General features: G+C 60.3%; 17 protein-coding genes. 11 read left to right on the top strand and 6 right to left on the bottom strand.

Going from position 1 to position 21,284, the window contains the following annotated elements; translation table 11 throughout:
- Window positions 1-118: 118 nt before the first annotated feature.
- Window positions 119-3,829 carry a kelch repeat-containing protein gene (locus NMA52_RS06035; protein ID WP_254826752.1) on the top strand — a complete coding sequence of 1,237 codons (3,711 nt, stop codon included), beginning with the start codon at window positions 119-121 and terminating at the stop codon, window positions 3,827-3,829.
- Window positions 3,830-3,968: 139 nt separating this feature from the next.
- Window positions 3,969-5,363 (top strand): T9SS type A sorting domain-containing protein, encoded by a 1,395-nt coding sequence (locus NMA52_RS06030; RefSeq protein ID WP_254826751.1) that lies wholly within the window; start codon window positions 3,969-3,971, stop codon window positions 5,361-5,363.
- Here the strand turns inward: NMA52_RS06030 and NMA52_RS06025 are convergent.
- Window positions 5,350-5,868, bottom strand: coding sequence for a DUF1415 family protein (locus tag NMA52_RS06025; protein WP_254826750.1), 519 nt, complete (start codon window positions 5,866-5,868; stop codon window positions 5,350-5,352). The two genes, NMA52_RS06030 and NMA52_RS06025, sit on opposite strands and share 14 nt — an antisense overlap.
- Window positions 5,865-6,917, bottom strand: coding sequence for an RluA family pseudouridine synthase (locus NMA52_RS06020; protein WP_254826749.1), 1,053 nt, complete (start codon window positions 6,915-6,917; stop codon window positions 5,865-5,867). Before NMA52_RS06020 ends, NMA52_RS06025 begins: the two co-directional genes overlap by 4 nt.
- Before the next feature lie 232 nt (window positions 6,918-7,149).
- On the opposite strand from NMA52_RS06020, the gene NMA52_RS06015 reads away from it, so the two are divergent.
- From NMA52_RS06015 to NMA52_RS05990, 6 genes are all read left to right on the top strand, one after another.
- Complete coding sequence (locus NMA52_RS06015) at window positions 7,150-8,343, top strand: PLP-dependent aspartate aminotransferase family protein (RefSeq protein WP_254826748.1); 1,194 nt, start codon at window positions 7,150-7,152, stop codon at window positions 8,341-8,343.
- A 48-nt stretch (window positions 8,344-8,391) separates the two neighbouring features.
- Window positions 8,392-11,082, top strand: a complete 2,691-nt coding sequence (locus NMA52_RS06010; RefSeq protein WP_254826747.1) for a valine--tRNA ligase — start codon at window positions 8,392-8,394, stop codon at window positions 11,080-11,082.
- A gap of 87 nt (window positions 11,083-11,169) precedes the next feature.
- Complete coding sequence (locus NMA52_RS06005) at window positions 11,170-12,375, top strand: RHS repeat-associated core domain-containing protein (protein WP_371930946.1); 1,206 nt, start codon at window positions 11,170-11,172, stop codon at window positions 12,373-12,375.
- Window positions 12,376-13,573: 1,198 nt separating this feature from the next.
- Window positions 13,574-14,548 carry a GTP 3',8-cyclase MoaA gene (moaA, locus tag NMA52_RS06000; RefSeq protein WP_254826745.1) on the top strand — a complete coding sequence of 325 codons (975 nt, stop codon included), beginning with the start codon at window positions 13,574-13,576 and terminating at the stop codon, window positions 14,546-14,548.
- Between the two features lie 12 nt (window positions 14,549-14,560).
- The gene (moaC, locus tag NMA52_RS05995) at window positions 14,561-15,034 is read left to right on the top strand and encodes a cyclic pyranopterin monophosphate synthase MoaC (protein ID WP_254826744.1); all 474 of its coding nucleotides are present in this window, start codon (window positions 14,561-14,563) and stop codon (window positions 15,032-15,034) included.
- Window positions 15,027-16,055 carry a ThiF family adenylyltransferase gene (locus tag NMA52_RS05990; protein ID WP_254826743.1) on the top strand — a complete coding sequence of 343 codons (1,029 nt, stop codon included), beginning with the start codon at window positions 15,027-15,029 and terminating at the stop codon, window positions 16,053-16,055. The genes moaC and NMA52_RS05990 overlap by 8 nt, the downstream gene beginning before the upstream one ends.
- Before the next feature lie 7 nt (window positions 16,056-16,062).
- On the opposite strand, the gene NMA52_RS05985 is transcribed toward NMA52_RS05990, so the two are convergent.
- From NMA52_RS05985 to NMA52_RS05975, 3 genes are read right to left on the bottom strand one after another with little or no spacing between them, the layout of a single operon-like run.
- Window positions 16,063-16,497, bottom strand: coding sequence for a molybdenum cofactor biosynthesis protein MoaE (locus NMA52_RS05985; protein WP_254826742.1), 435 nt, complete (start codon window positions 16,495-16,497; stop codon window positions 16,063-16,065).
- Window positions 16,490-16,726, bottom strand: a complete 237-nt coding sequence (locus NMA52_RS05980; protein ID WP_254826741.1) for a MoaD/ThiS family protein — start codon at window positions 16,724-16,726, stop codon at window positions 16,490-16,492. The genes NMA52_RS05985 and NMA52_RS05980 overlap by 8 nt, the downstream gene beginning before the upstream one ends.
- Before the next feature lie 8 nt (window positions 16,727-16,734).
- A complete protein-coding gene (locus NMA52_RS05975) occupies window positions 16,735-17,487 on the bottom strand; it encodes a TSUP family transporter (RefSeq protein WP_254826740.1) in 753 nt (250 codons plus the stop codon).
- A gap of 54 nt (window positions 17,488-17,541) precedes the next feature.
- Between NMA52_RS05975 and nth the strand changes: the two genes are divergently transcribed.
- The 3 genes from nth to hemC are packed head-to-tail and all read left to right on the top strand — an operon-like array spanning window position 17,542 to window position 20,639.
- Window positions 17,542-18,222 carry an endonuclease III gene (gene nth / locus NMA52_RS05970; RefSeq protein WP_254826739.1) on the top strand — a complete coding sequence of 227 codons (681 nt, stop codon included), beginning with the start codon at window positions 17,542-17,544 and terminating at the stop codon, window positions 18,220-18,222.
- Window positions 18,223-18,261: 39 nt separating this feature from the next.
- Complete coding sequence (asnS, locus tag NMA52_RS05965; RefSeq protein WP_254826738.1) at window positions 18,262-19,695, top strand: asparagine--tRNA ligase; 1,434 nt, start codon at window positions 18,262-18,264, stop codon at window positions 19,693-19,695.
- Between the two features lie 44 nt (window positions 19,696-19,739).
- Window positions 19,740-20,639, top strand: coding sequence for a hydroxymethylbilane synthase (gene hemC, locus NMA52_RS05960; protein ID WP_254826737.1), 900 nt, complete (start codon window positions 19,740-19,742; stop codon window positions 20,637-20,639).
- Here hemC and NMA52_RS05955 read toward each other — a convergent pair.
- Window positions 20,620-21,165, bottom strand: coding sequence for a DUF5683 domain-containing protein (locus NMA52_RS05955; protein ID WP_254826736.1), 546 nt, complete (start codon window positions 21,163-21,165; stop codon window positions 20,620-20,622). The genes hemC and NMA52_RS05955 overlap by 20 nt on opposite strands.
- Window positions 21,166-21,284: the final 119 nt, after the last annotated feature.

Genomic DNA, 21,284 nt, shown 5'->3' with positions numbered 1-21,284 from the left:
CGTAGGGTTGTGCCGCAAGTGAGTGTTTGCAACCCCTGGCATCCCAGAATAAATGATCTGATTCCGAAAAAGACAGTATATTTCCTTTACGGACACGTATTGTTATAACCAACGTTTTATGCTCCCTTCTTTACCCAGCGCACGCCGTGCGAGGCTACTCCTGTCTATCTGTCTTCAACTCGCCATCCTCCCCCTGTTCGCACAACAGGTCGGTGAGTGGTACCACCAGGCCTCCACCGGGGAGGTCCCTAAGCTGCGCAGTGACGCCGGCTTCGTGAAGGTGGGGGACCGGGCTTACCTACTCGGGGGATACGGCAATACGCCCATCCAACAATACGACCCGAAGTCGCGGAAGTGGGAAAACACGAAATCCATCCTTAATAACATCCATCACTTTCAGGGGCGGGTATACCGCGAGAAAATCTACATCATCGGTGCCTTCACCGGACACCACCCCACGGAGTACGCGTACGGCGATCTGCTGGCGTACGACCCGAAGGACGATCGCGTACAGACGGTTGGGCAAATCCCCGGTGCCCGCCGGAGGGGGGCTGCCGGTCTGGTGGTTCATAATGATCAGTTCTATCTCATCGGGGGTAATCGCTCGGGACACCAGGCGGGCTCGGTAGCGTGGTTGGACCGATACGATCCGGCCACCAAAACCTGGACATCACTCCCCGACGCGCCCCGGACCCGGGATCACTTTACGGCGGAGGTGATCGGCGACCATATTTACGTTGCCGGTGGTGGCCGGTCGGCACTGGGGCAGTCCGGCGATTTGTACGGTAACCTGGTGGCCGCCGTCGACGTCTACGATATACGGGAAGGCCGGTGGCTGACTCCGGCGGAGTGTCCTCAGCCCGTACCCGCCCCGGGTAGCGGTACGGTCACCGCCGTACTGAACGGGCAACTCCTGATGTTCGGTGGTATGGCGCAGGCTAACGGTTCTGCCCGGATGACCACGAGTATCATGGACCCCGCCACGGGACAGTGGCGAACCCTGCGGCACATGATTCAGGGGCGCCACGCTACGCAGGCGGCCGTGTTCAACGATCGGGTATACGTGGCGGCCGGATCCTCGGGCGGCATGAATAATCGCATCGAGCCCCACCTTCCCTTCGTGGAATATTTCAGCCTTCAGCCGCAGCCCGTTAACCGCTACGAGGATTGGACCGTCATCGGAAACGCCAACTACCGACGCGCGGAGGGTCAGATGATTTCCTACCGGGGAGAATTTTACTTCTTCAACGGTTTTGACAACGACCTGCAACTGCAGCATAACAACGAAAAGTACAATCCGGCGACGAACCGCTGGACGAAGATTGCCTCCCAACCGGCCGTCGATCATCCGGCGGCGACCCACACGGGTGTGGCACTGGTCGGCGATGTCGTATGGGTAGTTGGCGGACGCATCGGCAGTCATCCCGGGCGGGTGACGGACGAGGTCTGGCTGTACGACATCAGCGAAGACAAATGGACCCAGGGTCCGCGCATGCCGGTCCGCATCGGCGCCGGAGGACTCGCCCACATTGGAAACAAGCTCCACTACGTCGGCGGTTTTGACGAAAACGCGGGCTGCGACGTCGACGATCACTGGGTGTACGACCTTAGCCGTCCCCAGCTCGGCTGGCAGGATTACAGCGATCGGTCACCGATGCCTATGGCACGTAACCACTTTGGCACGGTCGTTCACGGCGGGAAGATGTATACGATCGGCGGGCAGCACGACCACGATGCCTGCGATAAGGGAAAGAACCTCAAACTGGTCCACGTCTACGACCCCCTGACCGACCGCTGGGAGAGACTCGAAGATCTGCCCGACGTGCAGTCCCACACCGAACCGAGTACCTTTGCCTACAACAAGAAACTGTACACCCTCGGAGGCCAGGGTGCCGAGGCCCGGGAAGTGTGGGAGTACGATCCAGTCGAGGATAAGTGGCATAATTTAAAGGAAATGGAATTGCCCCTTCGCCTGATCGCTCCGGGGGCCCGGGTATGGGGAGGCAACCTGTTTGCTATGGTCGGGGGTGAGGTCGCGGTCGACCGACCGGTCACCGAGGTACGCGCCACCTATTTCGGTCCCAACACGACCCATGAGCTTGCGTTCCTCCCCGGGCGTTGGGAACCCCGCCTCGATCAGTCGATTGCCACCAACGTTCTTTTGGTAAACTACGGAGCGGAGGATGAGGCCGCCTACACTATCGACCCGGCCTCCCTGCCCTCCTGGCTGACCGTCGACCGGCCGACCGGCGTAGCCCGGGAATCGTTCACCTCCCTCTCCCTGCGGATCGATACCTCCCGGCTCACGAACGGTTCGTACACGCATACGCTCACCGCGCGGGCGGAGGGATACCAACCGGCACGCCTGAACATCGAATTTACGGTGAGCGGTAAGCAGGGTACGGAGGAACCGGAGGATAAAGATGATACTACTCCTGACCCAGACCCCGATCCAGAGCCGGATCCGGACGACGAGGAAGGTACCGGTGGGGGAGGCGAAGTGCCTGGCCCCCCGACGGACACCATCGTTCCAGCGGCCTACTGGCTGGAGGCCGAGTGCGCCACCGTCGGTAGCCGGTGGACCACCTCCCTCTCCAGCTCAGCGAGTAACGGAGCTTACGTCAGTCCGACGGATGGGTCGTTCTCGAGAGACGCTCCTCCCGCAGGGGCAGGCAGCAGCGTCGTGTTCAGGGAATTTATAGAGCACGACGGAGATTACTATCTGTCGGCACGTATTTCCGCTACCGATACCGACGGTGATTCCTTCTGGCTGCGCATAAACGGCGGATCGTGGATCGCGTGGAACCGCGGTCTGATCACGGATTCCGATTTTGCTTGGCGACAGACCCCGGAAAATCCCTTCTCGCTGCCGACCGGGGAGGTCACGATCGAGTTCGCGTACCGGGAACCGGGCATCAAGCTCGACAAAATTTATCTGGGGACCGAAAACACCATTCCCGACCACGCCGGCGGGGAAGCGACGACCTGCACGGTCCCCACACCGGATAACTGCCCCGACGGCAACTGCGCCACGGAGTACTGGGCCGAAGCGGAGTGCACGGAAATCGGGGGCAACTGGACGATCGGCTACGCCCGGGAGAAAGACATTCGTTATGTCTATACGACCGGCGCGAGTGATTACACCGGCGCGGAGACCGACCGGGAAACCAATGTGGTGAAGTTCACGACGGACGCCCTGGAAGAGGGTACATACTATCTTTTCTGTCACCTGATGGCCCCGGATAACAGCAGCAATTCCTTCTGGATTCGGGTCGACGACGGTGACTGGATAAAGTTCTGGAAGGAGGAAAGCGGCCTGAACATGCTCACTACCGGGTTCGAGTGGCGTAGAGTCAATGACGACACGCGCCCCGTATCCTTTACGCTTCCGGCCGGGCGTCACGTCATAACGATAGCCAAACGGGAAACGAAGACACGCCTGGATCGCATTTTGCTGAAGCAGGATCCCGGAGTTCCGACCACGATCGGACCTCCTCTCGAACAATGCCCGCAGTCGATGCCGTCGCTGGCCTCCGGCCCCGTGCCGGGAACGGCATTCGACGACACGAACCTGGCCGCCCCGGAACTGGAAATTTTTCCGAATCCCGCCGCGCAACTCCTCAATTTCAATCTCGTGGGGCCGTTACTGGAGTCCGTCGATTTAACGGTCATGGACGCCAACGGGCGAAAAGTGGTGGAACAATCCTTTGCCGCACCGCACAAGTTGCTGAATGGTCAGGTTAACGTTTCGATGCTGCCGCCCGGCATATACCTTTTGCGGGTGGTATGTTCATCCGGCCAGGTGACGCAATCGTTCCGGAAGCTATAGTCGCAGCCTCGGACCTATTTCGGGCGCATACTGTTAAAGGGATAATTTTTTTCGAACTTATCGGAAAAAGCAGTCGTTTGGGCACAGAGTTCCCAATCAATTGGGAATTATGTTATCACACCCAACTACAGTGTTTGCTATGATGCAACTATACCCAACGACCGCCCGGCGGTCCCTCGCGTTACTATTTATTTTATCCCTTATCCTCACCTTTCCCCGATTAACCGTCGCCCAGACCAACGGGAACCCGACCCTGCCTTTCGCCGTCTATCTGGAAGCGGAATGCGCCACGATTGGGGACAATTGGTCGGTGGAAACCGATGCCGAGGCCAGCGGAGAATCCTACGTCGTCATCAAGCCGGGTTTCCGGATGCTGGACGAGGCCCCCGCTGACGTGCCCGAAAACCGGGTTCGCTTTACCCTCAACGTGCAGCAGGACGAGACTTACTACCTCTGGGGTCGCGTACAGTCACCCTCGGCTGCCGAAGATTCCTACTGGGTCCGCATCAACGATGGGGCCTGGATCAAATGGTTCAACCGCCTGCGGTTGCGCAACGAGTGGACCTGGCGCGAGGTGGTCGGCAGTCCGTTCTTCATTCCGAAGGGGGAGGTTACGATCGACTTTGCCTACCGGGAACCCAACACCAAACTCGACAAGCTGTACCTGAGCACCCTGCGGCAGTCGCCCAACGGTACCGAGGCTTCCGCCCTGAACTGTGAAGATGATGTCGACTGCGAAGCCAACCCCGCCGCCTGCGAAAGCGAGGCCTGGATCGAAGCGGAGTGCGGAAAGCTGGGTAATGATTGGGAGTATCTGATCGATACCAAAACGTCAAACTCCGGGTACGTTACCGCCAAAACGCCCAGTATGCTCAACGCCCCGACGGAGCAAGGAACGGCGGACCAGATCGTATACACCACCGATCTTACCCTGGCGGGCGACTACTACCTGTACATGCGCCTGAATACGCCAGACCTGGGCAAGAACTCCTTCTGGGTTAAGGTTGACGACGGTGACTGGATCAACTTTTCCTTCGAGGTCGGCGGAGCGGATCTGAAGACCGAAGGGTTCGAGTGGCGTCAGGTTAATGCCGCTGGCGTGGCCTCCTCCTTCAACCTCAGCTCCGGCACCCATACCATTAGGGTCGCGAAGCGGGAATTCGGCACGCAGTTCGACAAGGTATTCCTGGGACGCAGCACCGACGTTCCAACGGGCTTCGGTAAATTCTCCCTGAACTGTCAAACGAACGTGACTACCCCCACGCGCCCCGCGCTCGACCTGACGGCTAACCTGGACGTATTCCCCAACCCGGCCAACGGGATGGTGAACTTCCGTCTTGACGCACCCGTCCGGGGCGACGTTACCGTAAACCTGGTGGATCTGACCGGCCGAAGCATCCGTACGATGAACTACGCTAAGGTGAGCGACCGTCTGGCCGACCGGGTGGATGTCGCCGACCTGCCGAAAGGATTTTACCGCCTCGTGATCACCACCGCCGAAGGCGTGGTGAGCCGGCCGTTCATTCGTCAGTAAACGGCTCGCGACCGCGCAACAGGGCTATATTCCGCGCCGGGATCTCTTCGATATCCGGATATTCGCGAACGGCCCGCGCGACGCTTTCCGTCCGCAGTAACTGAACCGTAGGAAAGGGAGAACGATTCGTGGCATTTGCCGGGTCGTTCTCCCTTACTTCGTTAAAGTGGTAGCGTGGGTGAAAATGCGCGAGTTGGATAAAGTCCGCCGCGCCGCTTTCGTCCAGGAGATATTCGATATCCTCGACAAAACCGAGAAATAACTCGAACCGATCAAGCCCCCGGGGAAATACGAGCAAGGAGGTCTCTACCTGACTGGCCGGCTGATTTAGTTGCCATTGCACCCGCGCGCCCGCCCAGTAAAAGGCGGCTTCCGCATCGTGGGCCGGACAGGTTTCGAAGTGTACCAGTCCCCGGTGCAGCGGCCGGGCGGCGAAAGGGCAGAGGTTGAGTCCCACCACGAACCGCTCCACCCAGTCCCGCGTGAGCTTATCCTCCGGGCTCATTCCTCGAGTAGGTTATTCAATCGGCGGTGACCGACGTAGCCGCGCCACCGGTCCAACATCGCCTGCATGTCTTCCGGAAGGTCACTGTCGAATTGGACGAACTCACCCGTCGTAGGGTGGACGAAACCGATGCTCTTAGCGTGCAGTGCCTGGCGCGGGCACAACTCGAAGCAACGTTCGACGAAGGTTTTGAACTTGCTGTAGACGGTCCCCTTCACGATGCGGTCGCCGCCGTATTTCTGGTCCTGAAACACGGGATTGCCGAGGCTCTTCATGTGGACGCGGATCTGGTGGGTACGGCCGGTTTCGAGCTTCAGTTCGAGGAGGCTTACGTAATACAGGTCGTCCAGCGTGCGGTAGTGCGTCACCGCCCGCTTCCCTTCCTCCTCCTCGTCAAACACCGTATAGTTCTGGCGGATACGCGGATGGCGGCCAATGTTTCGGTCCACGGTACCCTCGCCCGGGTCGGGGGCGCCCCAGACGACGGCCTGGTAGGTGCGCTCGATGGAGTGATCGAAGAACTGACGTGCCAGGTGGGTCATCGCTTCGTCGGTCTTGGCAATGACAAGCAGGCCCGACGTGTCCTTGTCGATCCGGTGGACCAGTCCGACCCGATCGGGATCATTGCCGGGAAGTACGGGGATGTCTTCGTGGTTCAGGTAGTGCGCCAGTGCATTTACGAGGGTGCCGGAGGGGTTGCCGACTCCCGGATGGACCACCATTCCGGGGGGCTTGTGCACGATGAGAATGGCGTCGTCTTCGTACCGGATGTCGAGTGGAATGTTCTCCGGAAGAAGGCCGTCCACGGCATCCTCGTGGCGGGGTATGACCACCGTGATGAGCTCGCCGGGGGAGAGGCGGTGGTTGGGCTTCACCCGCTGGCCGTCGACGCGGATGCTGCCGGAGCGGATGCCGTTCTGTACGCGGTTCCGGCTGACCCGGGGTAATTTGTCGGTAACAAACTTATCGATCCGGACCGGTGATTGCTTCGGATCCACCAGGATTTCCTGCACGTCAAACAGTTCTTCGTTTTCGTCCTCCTCTTCCATGCGGCAAAGGTAACGAATCGGGGCAGGGGAAGCCCGGGATGGCTCACGGCAATCGGTAGATCGGCGAGCCCGTTGCGGGCGGAAGACGCACTTCGCCGGACTACTTCGTCGGCCTTAACGTTTAATGGGCCGCCAACCGATATATTTACCCTACGATCGATTTAACCGCCCCCACAGTCTTCGCATACTGCCCCCCCATGGGTAGCCCAACAGACAACATCCATTCTTCCGTATGAAATTATCGAGTCTCGCTACCCGGGATCCCGCCATTACCCACCACAATCCACCCCACCAGATTCCCTTAGTGGCGGCTTCCAGTTTCGTGTTCGATTCCATCGAGCAGGGGATAGATATTTTCGACGGTCAGGCTCCCGGTCACATTTACGGGCGATTCGGGAATCCCACCGTAGATGCCGTGGCCGCGAAGATCGCGGCCCTCGAGGGGTACGGCCTGGAGGAACCGTGTTACGGTCTGTTCTGCTCCAGCGGCATGGCGGCCATTGCCACCACCCTGATCGCCGTTTGTCAGGAGGGGCACAAGATTCTGACCCACGGCGATCTGTACGGGGGGAGCAGCAGCCTGATCGACCGGCTGGCTACTCAGGGAATTCAGCGCATCGATACCGACATTCGGAACAGTGAGGACGTTGAAGACAAGCTCTCCGAACATCCGGACGTCTGCGTCGTGTACGTGGAAACGCCGTCCAATCCCACCCTGCGGTGCGCCGACCTCTCGTACCTGGCCGACCTGGCGCACCACTACGGTGCCCTGTTGGTGGTCGACAACACCTTCGCCACGCCCATCGTACAGCAGCCGCTGAACCACGGCGCGGACATCGTCATTCACAGCACGACGAAATACATGAACGGGCACGGTACCGGCATCGCGGGGGCCATCGTGTGCCGCGACGAGGCCCTGTTCGAGGAGCGACTCAAACCCGTGTACCGGCTGTACGGCGGCAGCGGCAACGCCTGGGACGCCTGGTTGGTCCTGAACGGATTGAAAACCCTGCCCCTGCGGATGGAGCGGCATTCCGAAAATGCCCAGCGGGTAGCGGAGTACCTGCTCCAGCGGGACAAGGTCCGCCAGGTGAATTACCCGGGACTGCCGGATCATACCGACTGCGCCACCATCGGCCGGCAAATGAAACTTCACGGGGGCATGCTCAGCTTCGACCTGCACGGCGGGCTGGAGGCCGGGAAGCAGTTCATGAACCGGCTGAAGTTCTGTACGCTTACGCCTACCCTCGGCGATGTGGATACCCTCGTGCTGCATCCGGCCACCATGAGCCACCGGGGGATTCCCCGCGATGTCCGACTGGCGCACGGCATTACCGACGGACTGATCCGCCTCAGCGTGGGGATCGAGGCGATCGAGGACATCCTCGACGACCTGGATCAGGCGCTGACCGGACTGCCCGCCTAGGGCAATCCCCCCGCGTCGCCGTACTTTTGCCGACCCAAATGAGCCAGCATGTCCGCTAAAGAAACCTATAACAGCAGCGAGGTCGAAAAAAAATGGTACGCCCACTGGATGGAGCGCGACTACTTCCGCAGCGTCCCCGACGATCGGGAACCCTATACCGTCGTAATTCCGCCCCCCAACGTGACCGGGGTGCTGCACATGGGCCACATGCTCAACGCCACCGTACAGGATATCCTCGTTCGCAAGGCGCGGCTCGACGGCAAGAACGCCTGTTGGGTACCGGGCACCGACCACGCCAGCATCGCTACCGAAGCCAAAGTGGTGGGTAAATTGCGGGAGCAGGGGATCAAGAAATCCGACATCGGCCGGGAGGAGTTCCTGCGCCACGCCTTCGCGTGGAAAGAGGAGTACGGCGGCATCATCTTGCAGCAACTGCAGTGGCTGGGGGCCAGTTGTGACTGGTCGCGCACCCGCTTCACCATGGAGCCGAAACTGTACGAAGCGGTCATCAAGGTCTTCGTAAACCTGTATAAACGGGGTAAACTGTACCGCAGCAAGCGCATGACCAACTGGGATCCCGAAGCCCAGACCGTACTCAGCAACGAAGAGGTCATCCATACGGAAGAGAACGGGAACCTGTACCACGTCCGCTATCGGGTAGAGGGTACCGACGACACCTACATCACCATCGCCACCAGTCGGCCGGAAACCATCATGGCTGACTCCGGACTTGCCGTGCACCCGGACGACGAGCGCTACCAGAAGTTTCACGGGCGCAAGGTCATCGTGCCCCTCGTCGAACGCGTCATTCCCGTCATCGCGGATGACTACGTGGACCCTGAGTTCGGTACCGGCGCCCTCAAGATCACCCCCGCCCACGACCCCAACGACTACGAGTTGGGGGAGAAGTACGGTCTGGAGGTCATCGACACCATCACCGCCGACGGCAAAATGAACGAACTGGCCCGCTTCGGGGTAGGCCTGGACCGCTTTGACGCCCGGGTGGAAATCATCAAACTGCTGAAGGAGCGGGGCGACCTGGTCAGGATCGAGCAGTACCGCACCAAGGTGGGCCGCAGCGAGCGCACCAACGCGGTGGTGGAACCCCGGCTCACGCTGCAGTGGTTCATGAAGATGAAGGATACGGCCGCCACCGCCCTTAGCGCGGTGGAAAGGGGAGAAGTCCGCTTCCACCCCGAAAGCATGATCAATATGTACCGCTCGTGGCTCAACGAAGAGAACGTGCGTGACTGGTGCATCAGCCGCCAGCTCTGGTGGGGGCAGCGCATCCCGGCCTGGTACCACGGCGACGAGGTGTACGTCGCCGAAACCGCCGAGGAAGCCCTGGCCGAAGCCCGGCGGCAACACCCGGGATTGACCATGGACGATCTGACGCAGGACGAGGACGTGCTCGATACCTGGTTCAGCAGCTGGCTCTGGCCGATGTCGGTCTTCGACGGCTTCGGGGAAGATAAGACGGAGTTGCGGTACTATTACCCGACGGATGACCTGGTCACCGGCTGGGATATTATGTTCTTCTGGGTCGCGCGCATGATCATGGCCGGCTACGAATTCAGCGAGGACCTGCTGGGGGAGGAGTTCGTGGAGGAACACGGTCGCCAGCCCTTCCGGGACGTCTACTTTACCGGGATGGTCCGCGACGAGAAGCGCCGCAAAATGTCGAAGTCACTGGGCAACAGCCCCGACGCTCTGGAGCTACTGCGTACCTACGGGGCCGATGGCGTCCGCTACGGCATGCTGTCGAGCGCCGCGGCCGGCAACGATATCGTCTTCGATGCCCCGATACAGGACGGGCGGGTGCTGAACGAAAGCCAACTGTGTGAGCAGGGGCGAAAGTTCTGCAATAAACTCTTCAACGCCAACCGCCTGATCCGGAACTTCACCGTAGCCGACCGGGACCCGGACCCGGCGGCCCGTCTGGCCACCGACTGGATCGAAGCCAAACTCAACGCGACCATCACCGAGGTGGACCGCCTGATCGCGGAATACCGGCTCAGCGAGGCCATGGTCACGCTGTACCGCCTCATCTGGTCCGACTTCTGCAGCTGGTACCTGGAAGCCATCAAGCCGACGGACGGAACTATCGCCCGGGATACCTACGAAGCCGCCATATCCGTGTTCGAGCGGATGATGATTCTGCTTCATCCCTTCATGCCGTTCATCACGGAGGAAGTCTGGCACCAACTGCGGGAGCGCGCGGCGGGAGACGACTGCGTAGTGGCTTCCTGGCCGGTGGCGCGGCCGTTCGACGAATCGCTGCTCCGCCGGTTTTCCGCTCTGCAGGATGCCGTTAGCCACATTCGCGACGTGCGCAACCAGCGGGGGATTTCCCACGGTGAACCCCTGAACCTGGCGCTGAAGCGGACGCAGGATCGCGACGCTCTGTTGGGCGGGGACGCGGGTGCTACGGAATTTCTTAAAAAAGCTGGCGTCCTGGCATCCGTCCGTACGGTGGATGCGGCACCCGAAAACGGCCTGCCCTTCCTGGTGGCTAACGAAACCGCCTACCTGATCCTCAACGAGACCGTTGATCTCGCGGCCGAACGGGCTAAGACGCAGGAGGAACTGGACCGCCTCCGGGGATTCCTGAAGTCGGTGGAGAAAAAACTGAGCAACGAACGCTTCGTAGCCAACGCCCCGGAAGAAGTCGTCGCCCTGGAGCGGAAGAAGGGCGATGATGCGCGGGCTAAGATCGCGAGCCTAGAGAAGATGCTGTAGGGGGGCGCACGATCAGGTGCCAACACATCTTCCTGGACCCAGCCGACGACGGCCGCTAGCTATACCAGGGAATGGAGGAATGGCTACATCGCTACCACCACCGGGATCACAGGGGATCGGCTTAGTGAAACCTATGCAGCGGTACCGAAACGCCCGCCTGACTATCAACTAGCTAACTGGGCTTCGCAGTCTGAAAACCCGAGGTATTATACTTCCCTAGAGCTACAAGCTGGCAATAACATTACGTTGCAACCAGGTTTTACCGTGGCAAATGGCGGTACACTTCAAGCGTCGGCAACAGCTTGCTTTGATCAGGTTGGACAATGGCGATTTGAGTATTTGATTGCGGATCATTTAGGCAACAACCGCGTCCTGTTTGCAGATGTGGATGGTAATGGTAGCGTCAATCCCGCCACCGAAATTATTCAGGAAAATCACTATTATCCTTTCGGGCTGGAGATGGAAGGAATTTGGAGCAGGCAACAACCGGAGACTAAGCAGCGTTACCGATATAATGGCAAGGAGCTGAACCAGGACTTGGGGTTGTATGATTATGGGGATAGAAACTACGACCCAGCTATAGGGAGATGGTTGCAAATTGACCCGCTGGCGGATAAAATGCCGGGATGGAGTCCGTATAACTACACGATGGGCAATCCGATCAACCTAGTTGATCCAGATGGTCGCGAGCCGATCAAACCTTTTGTGGGTACCGCAGCGCAATTCAAAGCGTTGCTGGACAATAGTCCCAGTAAAGTAGGTCAATATGCCGGCCAAGCTGCAAATAGATATGTCGGCAGCCTAGATAATACCGAGTTTAGCTGGAAACAAATGCGCCCACTACCTACTCAAACGGGATACTTCAATCAGAAAGAAGGTAGGTATATCTATACTAAAAAAGGGGGCTGGGTTGATATGGCTCACTTCATGTTTTATGCAGGGAAAGCCCATCAATACAAAGCCGATGGACACGAGAATCCAGTCGGTGAAGCTGTTCAAGATGGCTATGCTCAAGAAGCTAGCGATAGCTGGGTTGCAGGGCACTCTGCTTACAGCTATGAAGATTTGCCTAGCGACAAGTTTGGGGCTGATTTTGCCACCAATTACTTCGATCCAGATAGTGATGCTACACTCGGAGAGCAGATCCTTTCGTATCTCAATGAAGTGTTAGGAGCTACAGATCCGGAGAATGCTCCAAACTATGATCAATTGCCAGAAACGGATGGAGAGAGAAATGTTCCTTCTAGACAGAACAGAACTACAACTCCTGTTTACACTGAAGATAATCGATAGATGAAATACTTAAAAGCAAGGGGGTGGCTAAATACTTTTCTAGCTTTAGTTATTTTCGTCGTCGCTACATTGTTCGCGTTACAGTGGAGGGAGACTAGTCAAATGAGAAGTCAAGGAAAAGTTATCGTCGACTTAGTGGAGAGGTATCGAGTAGAACAGAATAAGTTGCCACAGTCGCTTAGCGATATTGATTACCAGGCTAATATGGGTAATGGTCCTTACTATGAAATTCTCGACAGTGCAGACTACCGGATATACTTCACGATTGGTTTTGATGAATTATATCAATACAGCTCAAAGAATAATCAGTGGAGTGAGGTGCCGTAAGTTTTGCAACTTACTATCATTTTTATCATCCCTTGTCGCCCAATGAGGCGCGCCAACGCAGCCGCCCTCAAGGCGGTTGACGGTGGCGCTTAATTGGGCGGATCTGTTTTATGTCACGCTAAGGGCAAGAGCACGAAGTACTGCGCGGCAAAAGGCGACCATGCAGCTCCGCTGCGAGTCGCCTTTCGTGCTTAATGAAGCGTGGTTCGGCGCGGAACACGACCGAACCGGCCCCGGGCCGGAGCGTGGGGCGCACCCCTTACTTCGATGACTTATGGCAGAGATGTAGGTCCGGTGTGATAGAAGATGAGGTAGGCCAAGACCCAGGGCGGAGTGGTAGCGAGCCCACCAACTCTGCATTCGGTGGGGTCCTTATATCGGAGTACTCGAGGTAGTGCTCATCCAGCAATCGCCTCAACCGCAGGTTGAGCGACGTGGTCGGCACCGACCATTCGTAGCGGCGCCCCCTGCCCACTTGAAACAGCTCGCATCGCCGCTTGACGCGCACAAAAACTTCGGGGTTGATGGCCACGAGTTTTGTTGTAAGGGCATCAGCCGGGCGTCCCTTTAGGTACTTAGTCTTTACCTGCAGCTTGCCGATGAGGCGCAGCAGTTCGTCGCGATCTTTTATCTTCCGATGAGCCCGATGAGCGTGTGCCGTTCTTATGCTTGAATAAGGGATCGGAATCTTGAGTCAGCAGCTGCTACCAAGCTTTGATTTGCGAGGGCCGCACTGTACGGCATCCGCGTACCCGCCCAACGCTGACCCTACGATCCGGGAGAGGCCACCACCGGCAACCTGCTCGCCCGGCATTTATGCGGCGAGACGGGAGTCGCGCAACCCCGTGCCGTTTCAGTTGTACCTTTACGTATGCTCATCGACCAACACGGCCGGCAACTTCGCTACCTGCGCCTGGCGGTCACCGACCGCTGTAACCTGCGTTGTCGGTACTGCATGCCGGAGGAGGGCATCGCCTTTGCACCGCGGGAGGCCCTGCTGAACTACGGGGAGATTCTCTACCTCTGCGACGTGCTGGCGGAACTGGGCATTAATAAGGTCCGCCTCACGGGGGGGGAGCCGCTCGTGAGGCGCGATCTCCCGCTACTGGTGCGGGGGCTCGCGGAGCTGTTTCCCCGTCTAGCCATGACGACCAACGGCGTACTGCTGCCCCGCCACCTCGACGAGCTGACGGCGGCGGGCCTCACCCACTACAACCTGAGCCTCGATACCCTGCGGCCCGATCGCTTCTTCGCCATCACCCGGCGGGACGAGTTTGCCGCTACCCGTTACGCCCTGGACGAACTGTTGCGGCGGCAGTATCCCGTGAAGATCAACGTGGTCGTCATGCGCGGCAAGAACGACGACGAGCTGGCCGATTTCGTGGAGCTTACCCGCGCCAGTGCCGTCGAAGTTCGCTTCATCGAAGCCATGCCCTTCAACGACGACGACGGCAACCACGACGTGTTCATCGCCTACGCCGATATGCTCGAACGCCTCCGTAGCACGTATCCCAACCTGGAGCAAACCCCACACCAGGAAGGGAGCGCCGTTACCTTTCGCGTTCCGGGCTACCGCGGTCGGGTGGGCATCATTCCGGCCTATAGCCGTAGCCTCTGCGGCAGCTGCGACCGGCTCCGCCTCACCCCGCGGGGCACCATGCTCAACTGCCTGTACTCGACGCAGGGCCTCGAACTGCTCCCCCTGCTGCGGCAGGGCATCGGCCGCGACGAACTCACCGACCTCATCAGGACCTACGTGCACGGCAAGTACGCGACCGGCCACGAGACGGAGCGCCACGAGCAGCGGGGCAGCATCTTCGCCAGCATGACCAGCATCGGCGGCTAAACACAACGATCTATGCCATTCACTCACCTTGACGCGGACGGAAAACCGGCCATGGTCGATGTCGGAGACAAGCTGGCCACCCGGCGCACCGCTACGGCCGAAGCACTGATCGTCGTCGGCCCATCCATCATGTCCCAGCTACGCGCCGGAGACTTCAGTACCAAAAAGGGGTCCGTAACGCAAACCGCGATCATCGCCGGCACCATGGCCGTGAAGCAGACGTGGTCGGTCATCCCCCTGTGCCATCCACTACCCATCAACGGCTGCACGATCGAGGTGCGGGAACGCGGGAGCGACGCGCTGCACGTCGAATGTACGGTCGCCACCGAAGGCAAAACGGGCGTGGAGATGGAAGCCCTGCACGGGGCCAGCGTGGCCGCGCTTACGATTTACGACATGTGCAAAGCGCTGAGTCACGATATCACGGTACAGGACCTCCGCCTGGTGCGCAAACGGGGGGGCAAAAGCGACTTCGACCGTGACTGATCGCTACCAACGACAAACCGTGCTGCCCGAAATCGGCGCCGGGGGGCAGGCCAGACTCACCGCGGCCCGCGTCGTCATCATCGGCTGTGGCGGACTGGGTAGCCCGGCAGCGGCCTACCTGGCCGGCGCCGGGGTGGGACAGCTGCGCCTCATCGACGGCGATCGACCCCACCGCAGCAATCTACACCGGCAGGTCTTTTTCGATCCCAACCACCCTGGCACGAAGGCCCGCCAATTGGCCGATCACCTGTCCTCTTTGAACCCGGAGATCAAGATCGACGCGGTGGAGCAGTACCTCGAAGCGGATAACGTCCGCCAGCTACTCGCGGGAGCCGGCCTGGTCCTCGACTGTACCGATGATGCCCGCACCAAGCACCTGATCAACGATGCCTGCGTAACGCTCCGCATCCCCCTCGTGTACGCCGCCGCTCAGGGGTACGCAGGTTACGTCGCTCTCTTCCCGAACGAGCCCGGGGGCATTCACCTGCGGGATCTCTATCCTGAACCCGATCCCAATCTGCCCGACTGCGCCACGGCCGGTGTGCTCCCGACGGCGGTGGGCATCGTGGCCATGCTGCAGGCCAACGCCGTACTCTGCTACCTGCTCGGTATCGGTGATCCCCCGGTGGATCGCCTGATCACCTACCACGCCCTTGACAATACGCAGCACCGGGTCCGGCTCCGGAAGACCTACCTCGATACGGTACGGCCCCCCTGGCAAGACCGGACCGTCGACCGCGGCGAACTCGAAGTGACTTCCGCCACGCTGACGCCCCCCGGCTACGACGGTATTTACAGCATGCTGGACGAACGCCGGGAACCCGACCTGCCCCCCGGCGTCGTCCGCCTGAGCGACCGCAACCCCTTCGGACACTGTCGAGAATTGATGCGACCCGGCGGACGCTACCTGCTGTACTGCAATTCCGGTAAACTGAGTCTGGTCCTCGCCGCCCAGTTGCGCAAGACGGATCCGTCCCTACAGGTCGTGAGCCTGCGCGGCGGGATACTGGGCCTGTCCTGATCTAGCCTCAGGGGCGCGCGTTCAGCCAGTGGCTGCCATCCCCCCGGAACTCCTTCTTCCAGATGGGCACGGACTTCTTGAGCTCGTCGATGATCCATTCGCATCCTTCGAAGGCGGGTGCGCGGTGGACACTGCTTACCGCGACGATCACGGCAACGTCGCCGATGGCCAGGTCGCCCTTGCGGTGATGAAGGGCTACGGCGTGCAGGCCGAACCGATCCCGGGCGGCAACGGCCAGTTTCTCCATTTCCCTGACGGCCATTCCGTCGTAGGCATCGAACTCGAGGTGGGTCACGGGGTAGCCGAGGTTGAGATCGCGGATCGTGCCGACGAAGAAGCAGAGCCCGCCGCACGAGGAATGCTGCACGAAGCGGTAACAAGCGTCGAGGTCGAGGGGCTGGTCGCGCAGGGCGACGTCGATCGTAGTGGTCGGATCAGCCACCGGAAACGGGGGGGATGATGACCACTTCGTCGTCCTGACCGATCACCTCGTCGTCGGTAGCGTACGCTTCGTTGCGGGCCACGGCGAATCCGGTCAGTTCGGCAAAGGCCGGGTACTGCCGTAACAAAGCGGTCCGCAGCTCGGAGACGGACTTGCCCGCCACGTCCTGTAGCTGGAGGCTCGGTCCGCCGGCGATCTCCCGCGCTACGCCAAAACAGAGGATCTTCATATGCTCGATTAAAGGGGCCAGTTTGTCCATACTAACCTGATGCCTACGAAAAGGATGAGCGCCGCCGCTATTTTTTGGATGTAGGCCGGCGGAAGCCACCGGAGCGTCATGCGCGTGCCTAGTTGTCCTCCGCCGATAACGGCCAGCAGTAGTAGCAGGGTAAGCGCGTAGTCGACCTCCGTACCCACGCTGAGCTGCCCGGCCAGACCGGCCGCCGAGTTGAGCGCGATGAAGAGGCTGGTGGTGGCGGCGATCTCCCGCGCCGGTGCCCACCGCGTTAAAAACAAAACAGGCGACAGGAAAATACCCCCGCCGATGCCGACGACTCCGGATACGAACCCAACGACTCCGCCTATCCCGATGGCTACGGCTCCCGCGGCCCCGCCGGATTTCACCCCCGCTTCGGCCCCCGCCGGTCGACGCACAAGCATCAGCAGCGCCGCCAGTAAAAGCAAGGCTCCCAGCAGCAGCAGATATTCCTCCCGGGCCAGCAACACCCGTCCGCCCAGGAAGGCCGCCGGCATGCTCGCCAGGACCAGGGGCAGGGCCCTGCGCCACGGCATCACCCCCGCCCGGGCAAAGGATACGGTCGAACCCCCGGTCACCGCCAGATTACAGATCAAGGCAATGGGACGGATGGCCCCGGTTGGCAGGCCCGAAAGCGCCAGTACGGCCAGATAGCTACTGCCGCCACCGAAGCCGGCGGAGGAGTAGACCAGCGCGATCAGGAAGAAGGAGACGAACAGCCAGAGGTAATCCACGGGGAGCGGGTGTGGGGAGCAAACTTTCGGGCAAGGTACCAACATAATACCACCATGACCGCTGCCGAACGTACCCTACTGATCGACGAAATCCTGTGCCGCGAGTACGGTGCTCCCTTCGTACCCTTCAGCTTCCGGGACCCCGTCAGCGAACTGGTGGGATCGCTGCTGTCGCACCGCACGAAGAACGCCGTTACCCGCGCCGCCTACACCAAACTGCGGGAAAGCCTGCCTACGTGGGAAGCGGTAATCGACGCTCCTACGGACACGGTGGAGGAGGCCATCGCGGCCGTTACCTATCCGGAAGTCAAGGCACCCCGTATCCAGGCCGCCCTGGAGGAAGTGCGCAAGCGTCGGGACGGTGAACTGTCCCTGGACTTTCTGGCCGACATGTCCGTGCGGGACGCCCGCGACTGGTTGGAGAAGATCCCCGGGGTCGGCGCCAAAACCAGTGCGGCGGTCCTCAGTTTCAGCCGCCTGCGGATGCCGGCCCTGGTGGTCGACACCCACCACCAACGCGTAGCTCAGCGCCTGGAGGTCGTGCCGCCGAAGGCGTCTCTGGATAAATGCGCCACCATTTTGCAGCAATACGTTCCGGCCGACTGGGACGGCCAGCGGGTCTACGATTCCCACCAGGGATTCATGCGGCACGGTCAGCGGGTTTGCCACTGGCGGTCACCGGATTGTCATCGCTGCGTGATCCGGGAATACTGTCCGTATCCGTCGCGGGACTAGCCCGGTAAATTCTATCTTTGCCCGCCAAAATGAAGCAGTATGATCGTTCGCCAGGAAATCAGGGCGTTACTTGAACAACCACCGATCGGGGAGGAAGTCACCGTCATGGGATGGGTCCGCGCCTGGCGGGGCAACCGGTTCATGGTGCTCAACGACGGCTCCGGACCGGAAACCCTGCAGGTGGTCGTCGACGGCGATCGCTTCGGGGAGGAGACGCTCCGGGCCATCGGCTTTCACGCCTGCGTGGGGGTGACGGGAACGCTTACCGAAAGTCAGGGCAGCGGCCAGTCGGTGGAGGTTATAGCCACCGACATCACCATCTTCGGCGGCAACGACCTGAGCAAGTACCCCCTGCAGCCCAAGAAGCAGAGCATGGAGTTTCTGCGGGAGAACGCGCAGTTCCGCATGCGGACCAGCACGTTCAGTTCCGTGTTCCGGGTGCGGCACGGCGTGGCTTACGCGGTCAATAAGTACTTCCACGACCGCGGCTACTACTACCTGCATACGCCTATCATTACCGGCAACGACGCCGAGGGGGCGGGGGAGATGTTCCGGGTGTCGGTGCTCGATCCGGTCAATCCACCTAAAACCGAAGCGGGTACCATCGACTACGACCAGGATTTCTTCGGCAAACCCACCAATCTCACGGTTTCCGGGCAGCTGCAGGCCGAAATCGGTGCGCTGGCCCTGGGCAAAGTCTACACCTTCGGCCCCACCTTCCGCGCGGAGAACAGCAACACCAGTCGCCACCTGGCCGAGTTCTGGATGATCGAACCCGAGATCGCCTTCGCGGACCTGGAGAACGATATGGACCTGGCGGAGGATTTCGTCAAGTACCTCATCAATTACTGCCTGGAGAACTACGGCGGTGATCTCGAGTTCCTGGACGCCCGCATCCGGGAAGTGGAAAAGAATATGAAGGCCGCCGACCGTCGTCCGATGGGACTGGTCGATACCCTTAAGTTCGTTGTGGAGAACGATTTCGCCCGGGTGACCTATACCGAAGCTTTAGACATCTTACTCCGCAGCAAGGCTTACAAAAAGGGCAAATTCGAGTTTCCCCTTTCCTGGGGCGCAGACCTGCAGGCGGAGCACGAGCGCTACCTGGTGGAAAAGCACTTCGAGCGGCCCGTCATCGTACGGGACTACCCGAAGGACATCAAGGCCTTCTACATGCGACAGAATGACGACGGCAAGACGGTCGCCGCCATGGACGTGCTCTTTCCCTACATCGGGGAGGTGATCGGGGGTAGTCAGCGCGAGGAACGGGAAGACAAGCTGCGCCAACGAATGCAGGAGATGAACGTCCACGCGGACGAACTCGACTGGTACCTGCAACTCCGCACCTTCGGCGGTTGCCCCCACGCCGGTTTCGGTCTGGGCTTCGAGCGCATCGTACAGTTTATCACGGGTATGGGGAACATCCGCGACGTGATCCCCTTCCCCCGCGCCCCCCGACTCGCACAGTTTTAGGTTTTTACTCCTTCACCCATCCACTCCTTCACCAATCAACTACTATGATACGCATCGGTACCCGTGGCTCCCGGCTCGCGCTCTGGCAGGCTCATTTCGTACAGCGTGAGTTGGACCGGCACGGTATTGCGTCCGAGCTCGAGATCATCAAGACGCAGGGCGACCGCGTGCAGCACCTCGGCTTCGACAAACTGGAAGGCAAGGGCTTTTTTACCAAGGAGATCGAGGACGCGCTGCTCGAGGGCCGCGTCGATTGCGCCGTGCACAGCCTCAAGGACCTGCCGACGAACCAGCCCGAGGGCCTGGTGCTGGCCGCCCTCAGCTACCGGGCCGCGGTGGAGGACGTTATCCTGATTCACCGTGACCGGGCTACTCCCGGCGCGCCCCTGCAACTACCCGATGGAGCGACGATCGGTACCAGCAGCAATCGCCGCAAGGCCATCCTGCGGGATTTGCACCCGGGCCTGAAGCCGGTTGACATCCGGGGCAACGTTCCGACCCGCATGAAGAAAGCGCTCTCGGGCGAACTGGACGCGGTCGTACTCGCCGCCGCCGGACTCGAGCGCCTCGAGCTGGATCTAAGCGAATTGGTCGTCGTTCGGTGTTCTCCCCGCGAGTTCGTCCCGGCACCCGGACAGGGCGTTATGGCGGTCCAGACCCGGGAAGCCGATATTGAAATTCGTAAGCAGATGTCGCTGTTGCACCACCCGATCGTGGGAGAGTGCACGAACGTGGAGCGCACGGTACTTAATCAGATGGAAGGAGGCTGCTCGATGCCCCTCGGCGTGTACTGCGAAAAGGATCAGCTGGGGAATTACCACGTCTGGGCCACCTACGCCCCCCGGGTCGACGGCGTGCTCCGGCGCGTACAGATCAGCCAGTCCACCCGTGCCGGACTACCCGAGCGGGTCGTGGAGGCATTGCTCAGCGAGCCAGCAATCTGACCCGGGCTTCCTCGCGCTTACGGCGTTTTCCGCTGCCCAGGGGAACGACGACTCCCGCACCCGCCAGTCCGTCCGGCGTGACGGTGGGCGACAACCGAATACTAAGGTCGTCGTTGATGTCGAAATCCTGAAGGTGGGCATCCGTAAACGCCTCCACCGCCTGCAGGACGTACACGGCGATCATACCGAAGTAGGCCGTCTGCCGGCTGCGGTTCGCGTTGTTGCGTGCCGAGACCAGGGCCTGGGAGGTGACCTCGTCCACCGAAAATTCATTGTCCTGAATGATGCACTCCGCGTAGGGAACGACGATAAGGTTCCCGTCGCCCAGACAGCGGGCTTCGAGGGCGGTCACGAAACGCCGGTACTGCGTCTGGTTATAGTCGGCAACCGCGATCACGCCCAGCAGGCCACTGTACACGAGGGGCACTTTCCACCAGGCCTTGTTGTAGACCTGCCCGCCGCCGGGAATAGCGGACCAGAGGAGCGCGCGTTTCGGTCCGCGGTTGATCTCCCGGAGCGTGCGCACGCTATCCGCCTCGGTTTGTTGCGCGGACGCGGGTGCCACGCCAACCACCAACAGCAGAGCTAGCAGGCATAACCAGCGGGGTAGGGGGTACCCGGCGCCTGATCTGGGCGGCGAAGTGC

Source organism: Lewinella sp. JB7, assembly GCF_024297185.1.
Taxonomy (GTDB): Bacteria; Bacteroidota; Bacteroidia; order Chitinophagales; family Saprospiraceae; genus Neolewinella.
This window is presented reverse-complemented; position numbering and strand designations above follow the sequence as displayed.

Coding starts and splice junctions, on each gene's coding strand:
- NMA52_RS06010 (WP_254826747.1), top strand. CDS start 8,392: ATGTCCGCTAAAGAAACCTATAACAGCAGCGAGGTCGAAAAAAAATGG.
- asnS (WP_254826738.1), top strand. CDS start 18,262: ATGATCGTTCGCCAGGAAATCAGGGCGTTACTTGAACAACCACCGATC.
- nth (WP_254826739.1), top strand. CDS start 17,542: ATGACCGCTGCCGAACGTACCCTACTGATCGACGAAATCCTGTGCCGC.
- NMA52_RS06035 (WP_254826752.1), top strand. CDS start 119: ATGCTCCCTTCTTTACCCAGCGCACGCCGTGCGAGGCTACTCCTGTCT.
- moaA (WP_254826745.1), top strand. CDS start 13,574: ATGCTCATCGACCAACACGGCCGGCAACTTCGCTACCTGCGCCTGGCG.
- NMA52_RS06030 (WP_254826751.1), top strand. CDS start 3,969: ATGATGCAACTATACCCAACGACCGCCCGGCGGTCCCTCGCGTTACTA.
- NMA52_RS06025 (WP_254826750.1), bottom strand. CDS start 5,868: ATGAGCCCGGAGGATAAGCTCACGCGGGACTGGGTGGAGCGGTTCGTG.
- hemC (WP_254826737.1), top strand. CDS start 19,740: ATGATACGCATCGGTACCCGTGGCTCCCGGCTCGCGCTCTGGCAGGCT.
- NMA52_RS06015 (WP_254826748.1), top strand. CDS start 7,150: ATGAAATTATCGAGTCTCGCTACCCGGGATCCCGCCATTACCCACCAC.
- moaC (WP_254826744.1), top strand. CDS start 14,561: ATGCCATTCACTCACCTTGACGCGGACGGAAAACCGGCCATGGTCGAT.
- NMA52_RS05980 (WP_254826741.1), bottom strand. CDS start 16,726: ATGAAGATCCTCTGTTTTGGCGTAGCGCGGGAGATCGCCGGCGGACCG.
- NMA52_RS06020 (WP_254826749.1), bottom strand. CDS start 6,917: ATGGAAGAGGAGGACGAAAACGAAGAACTGTTTGACGTGCAGGAAATC.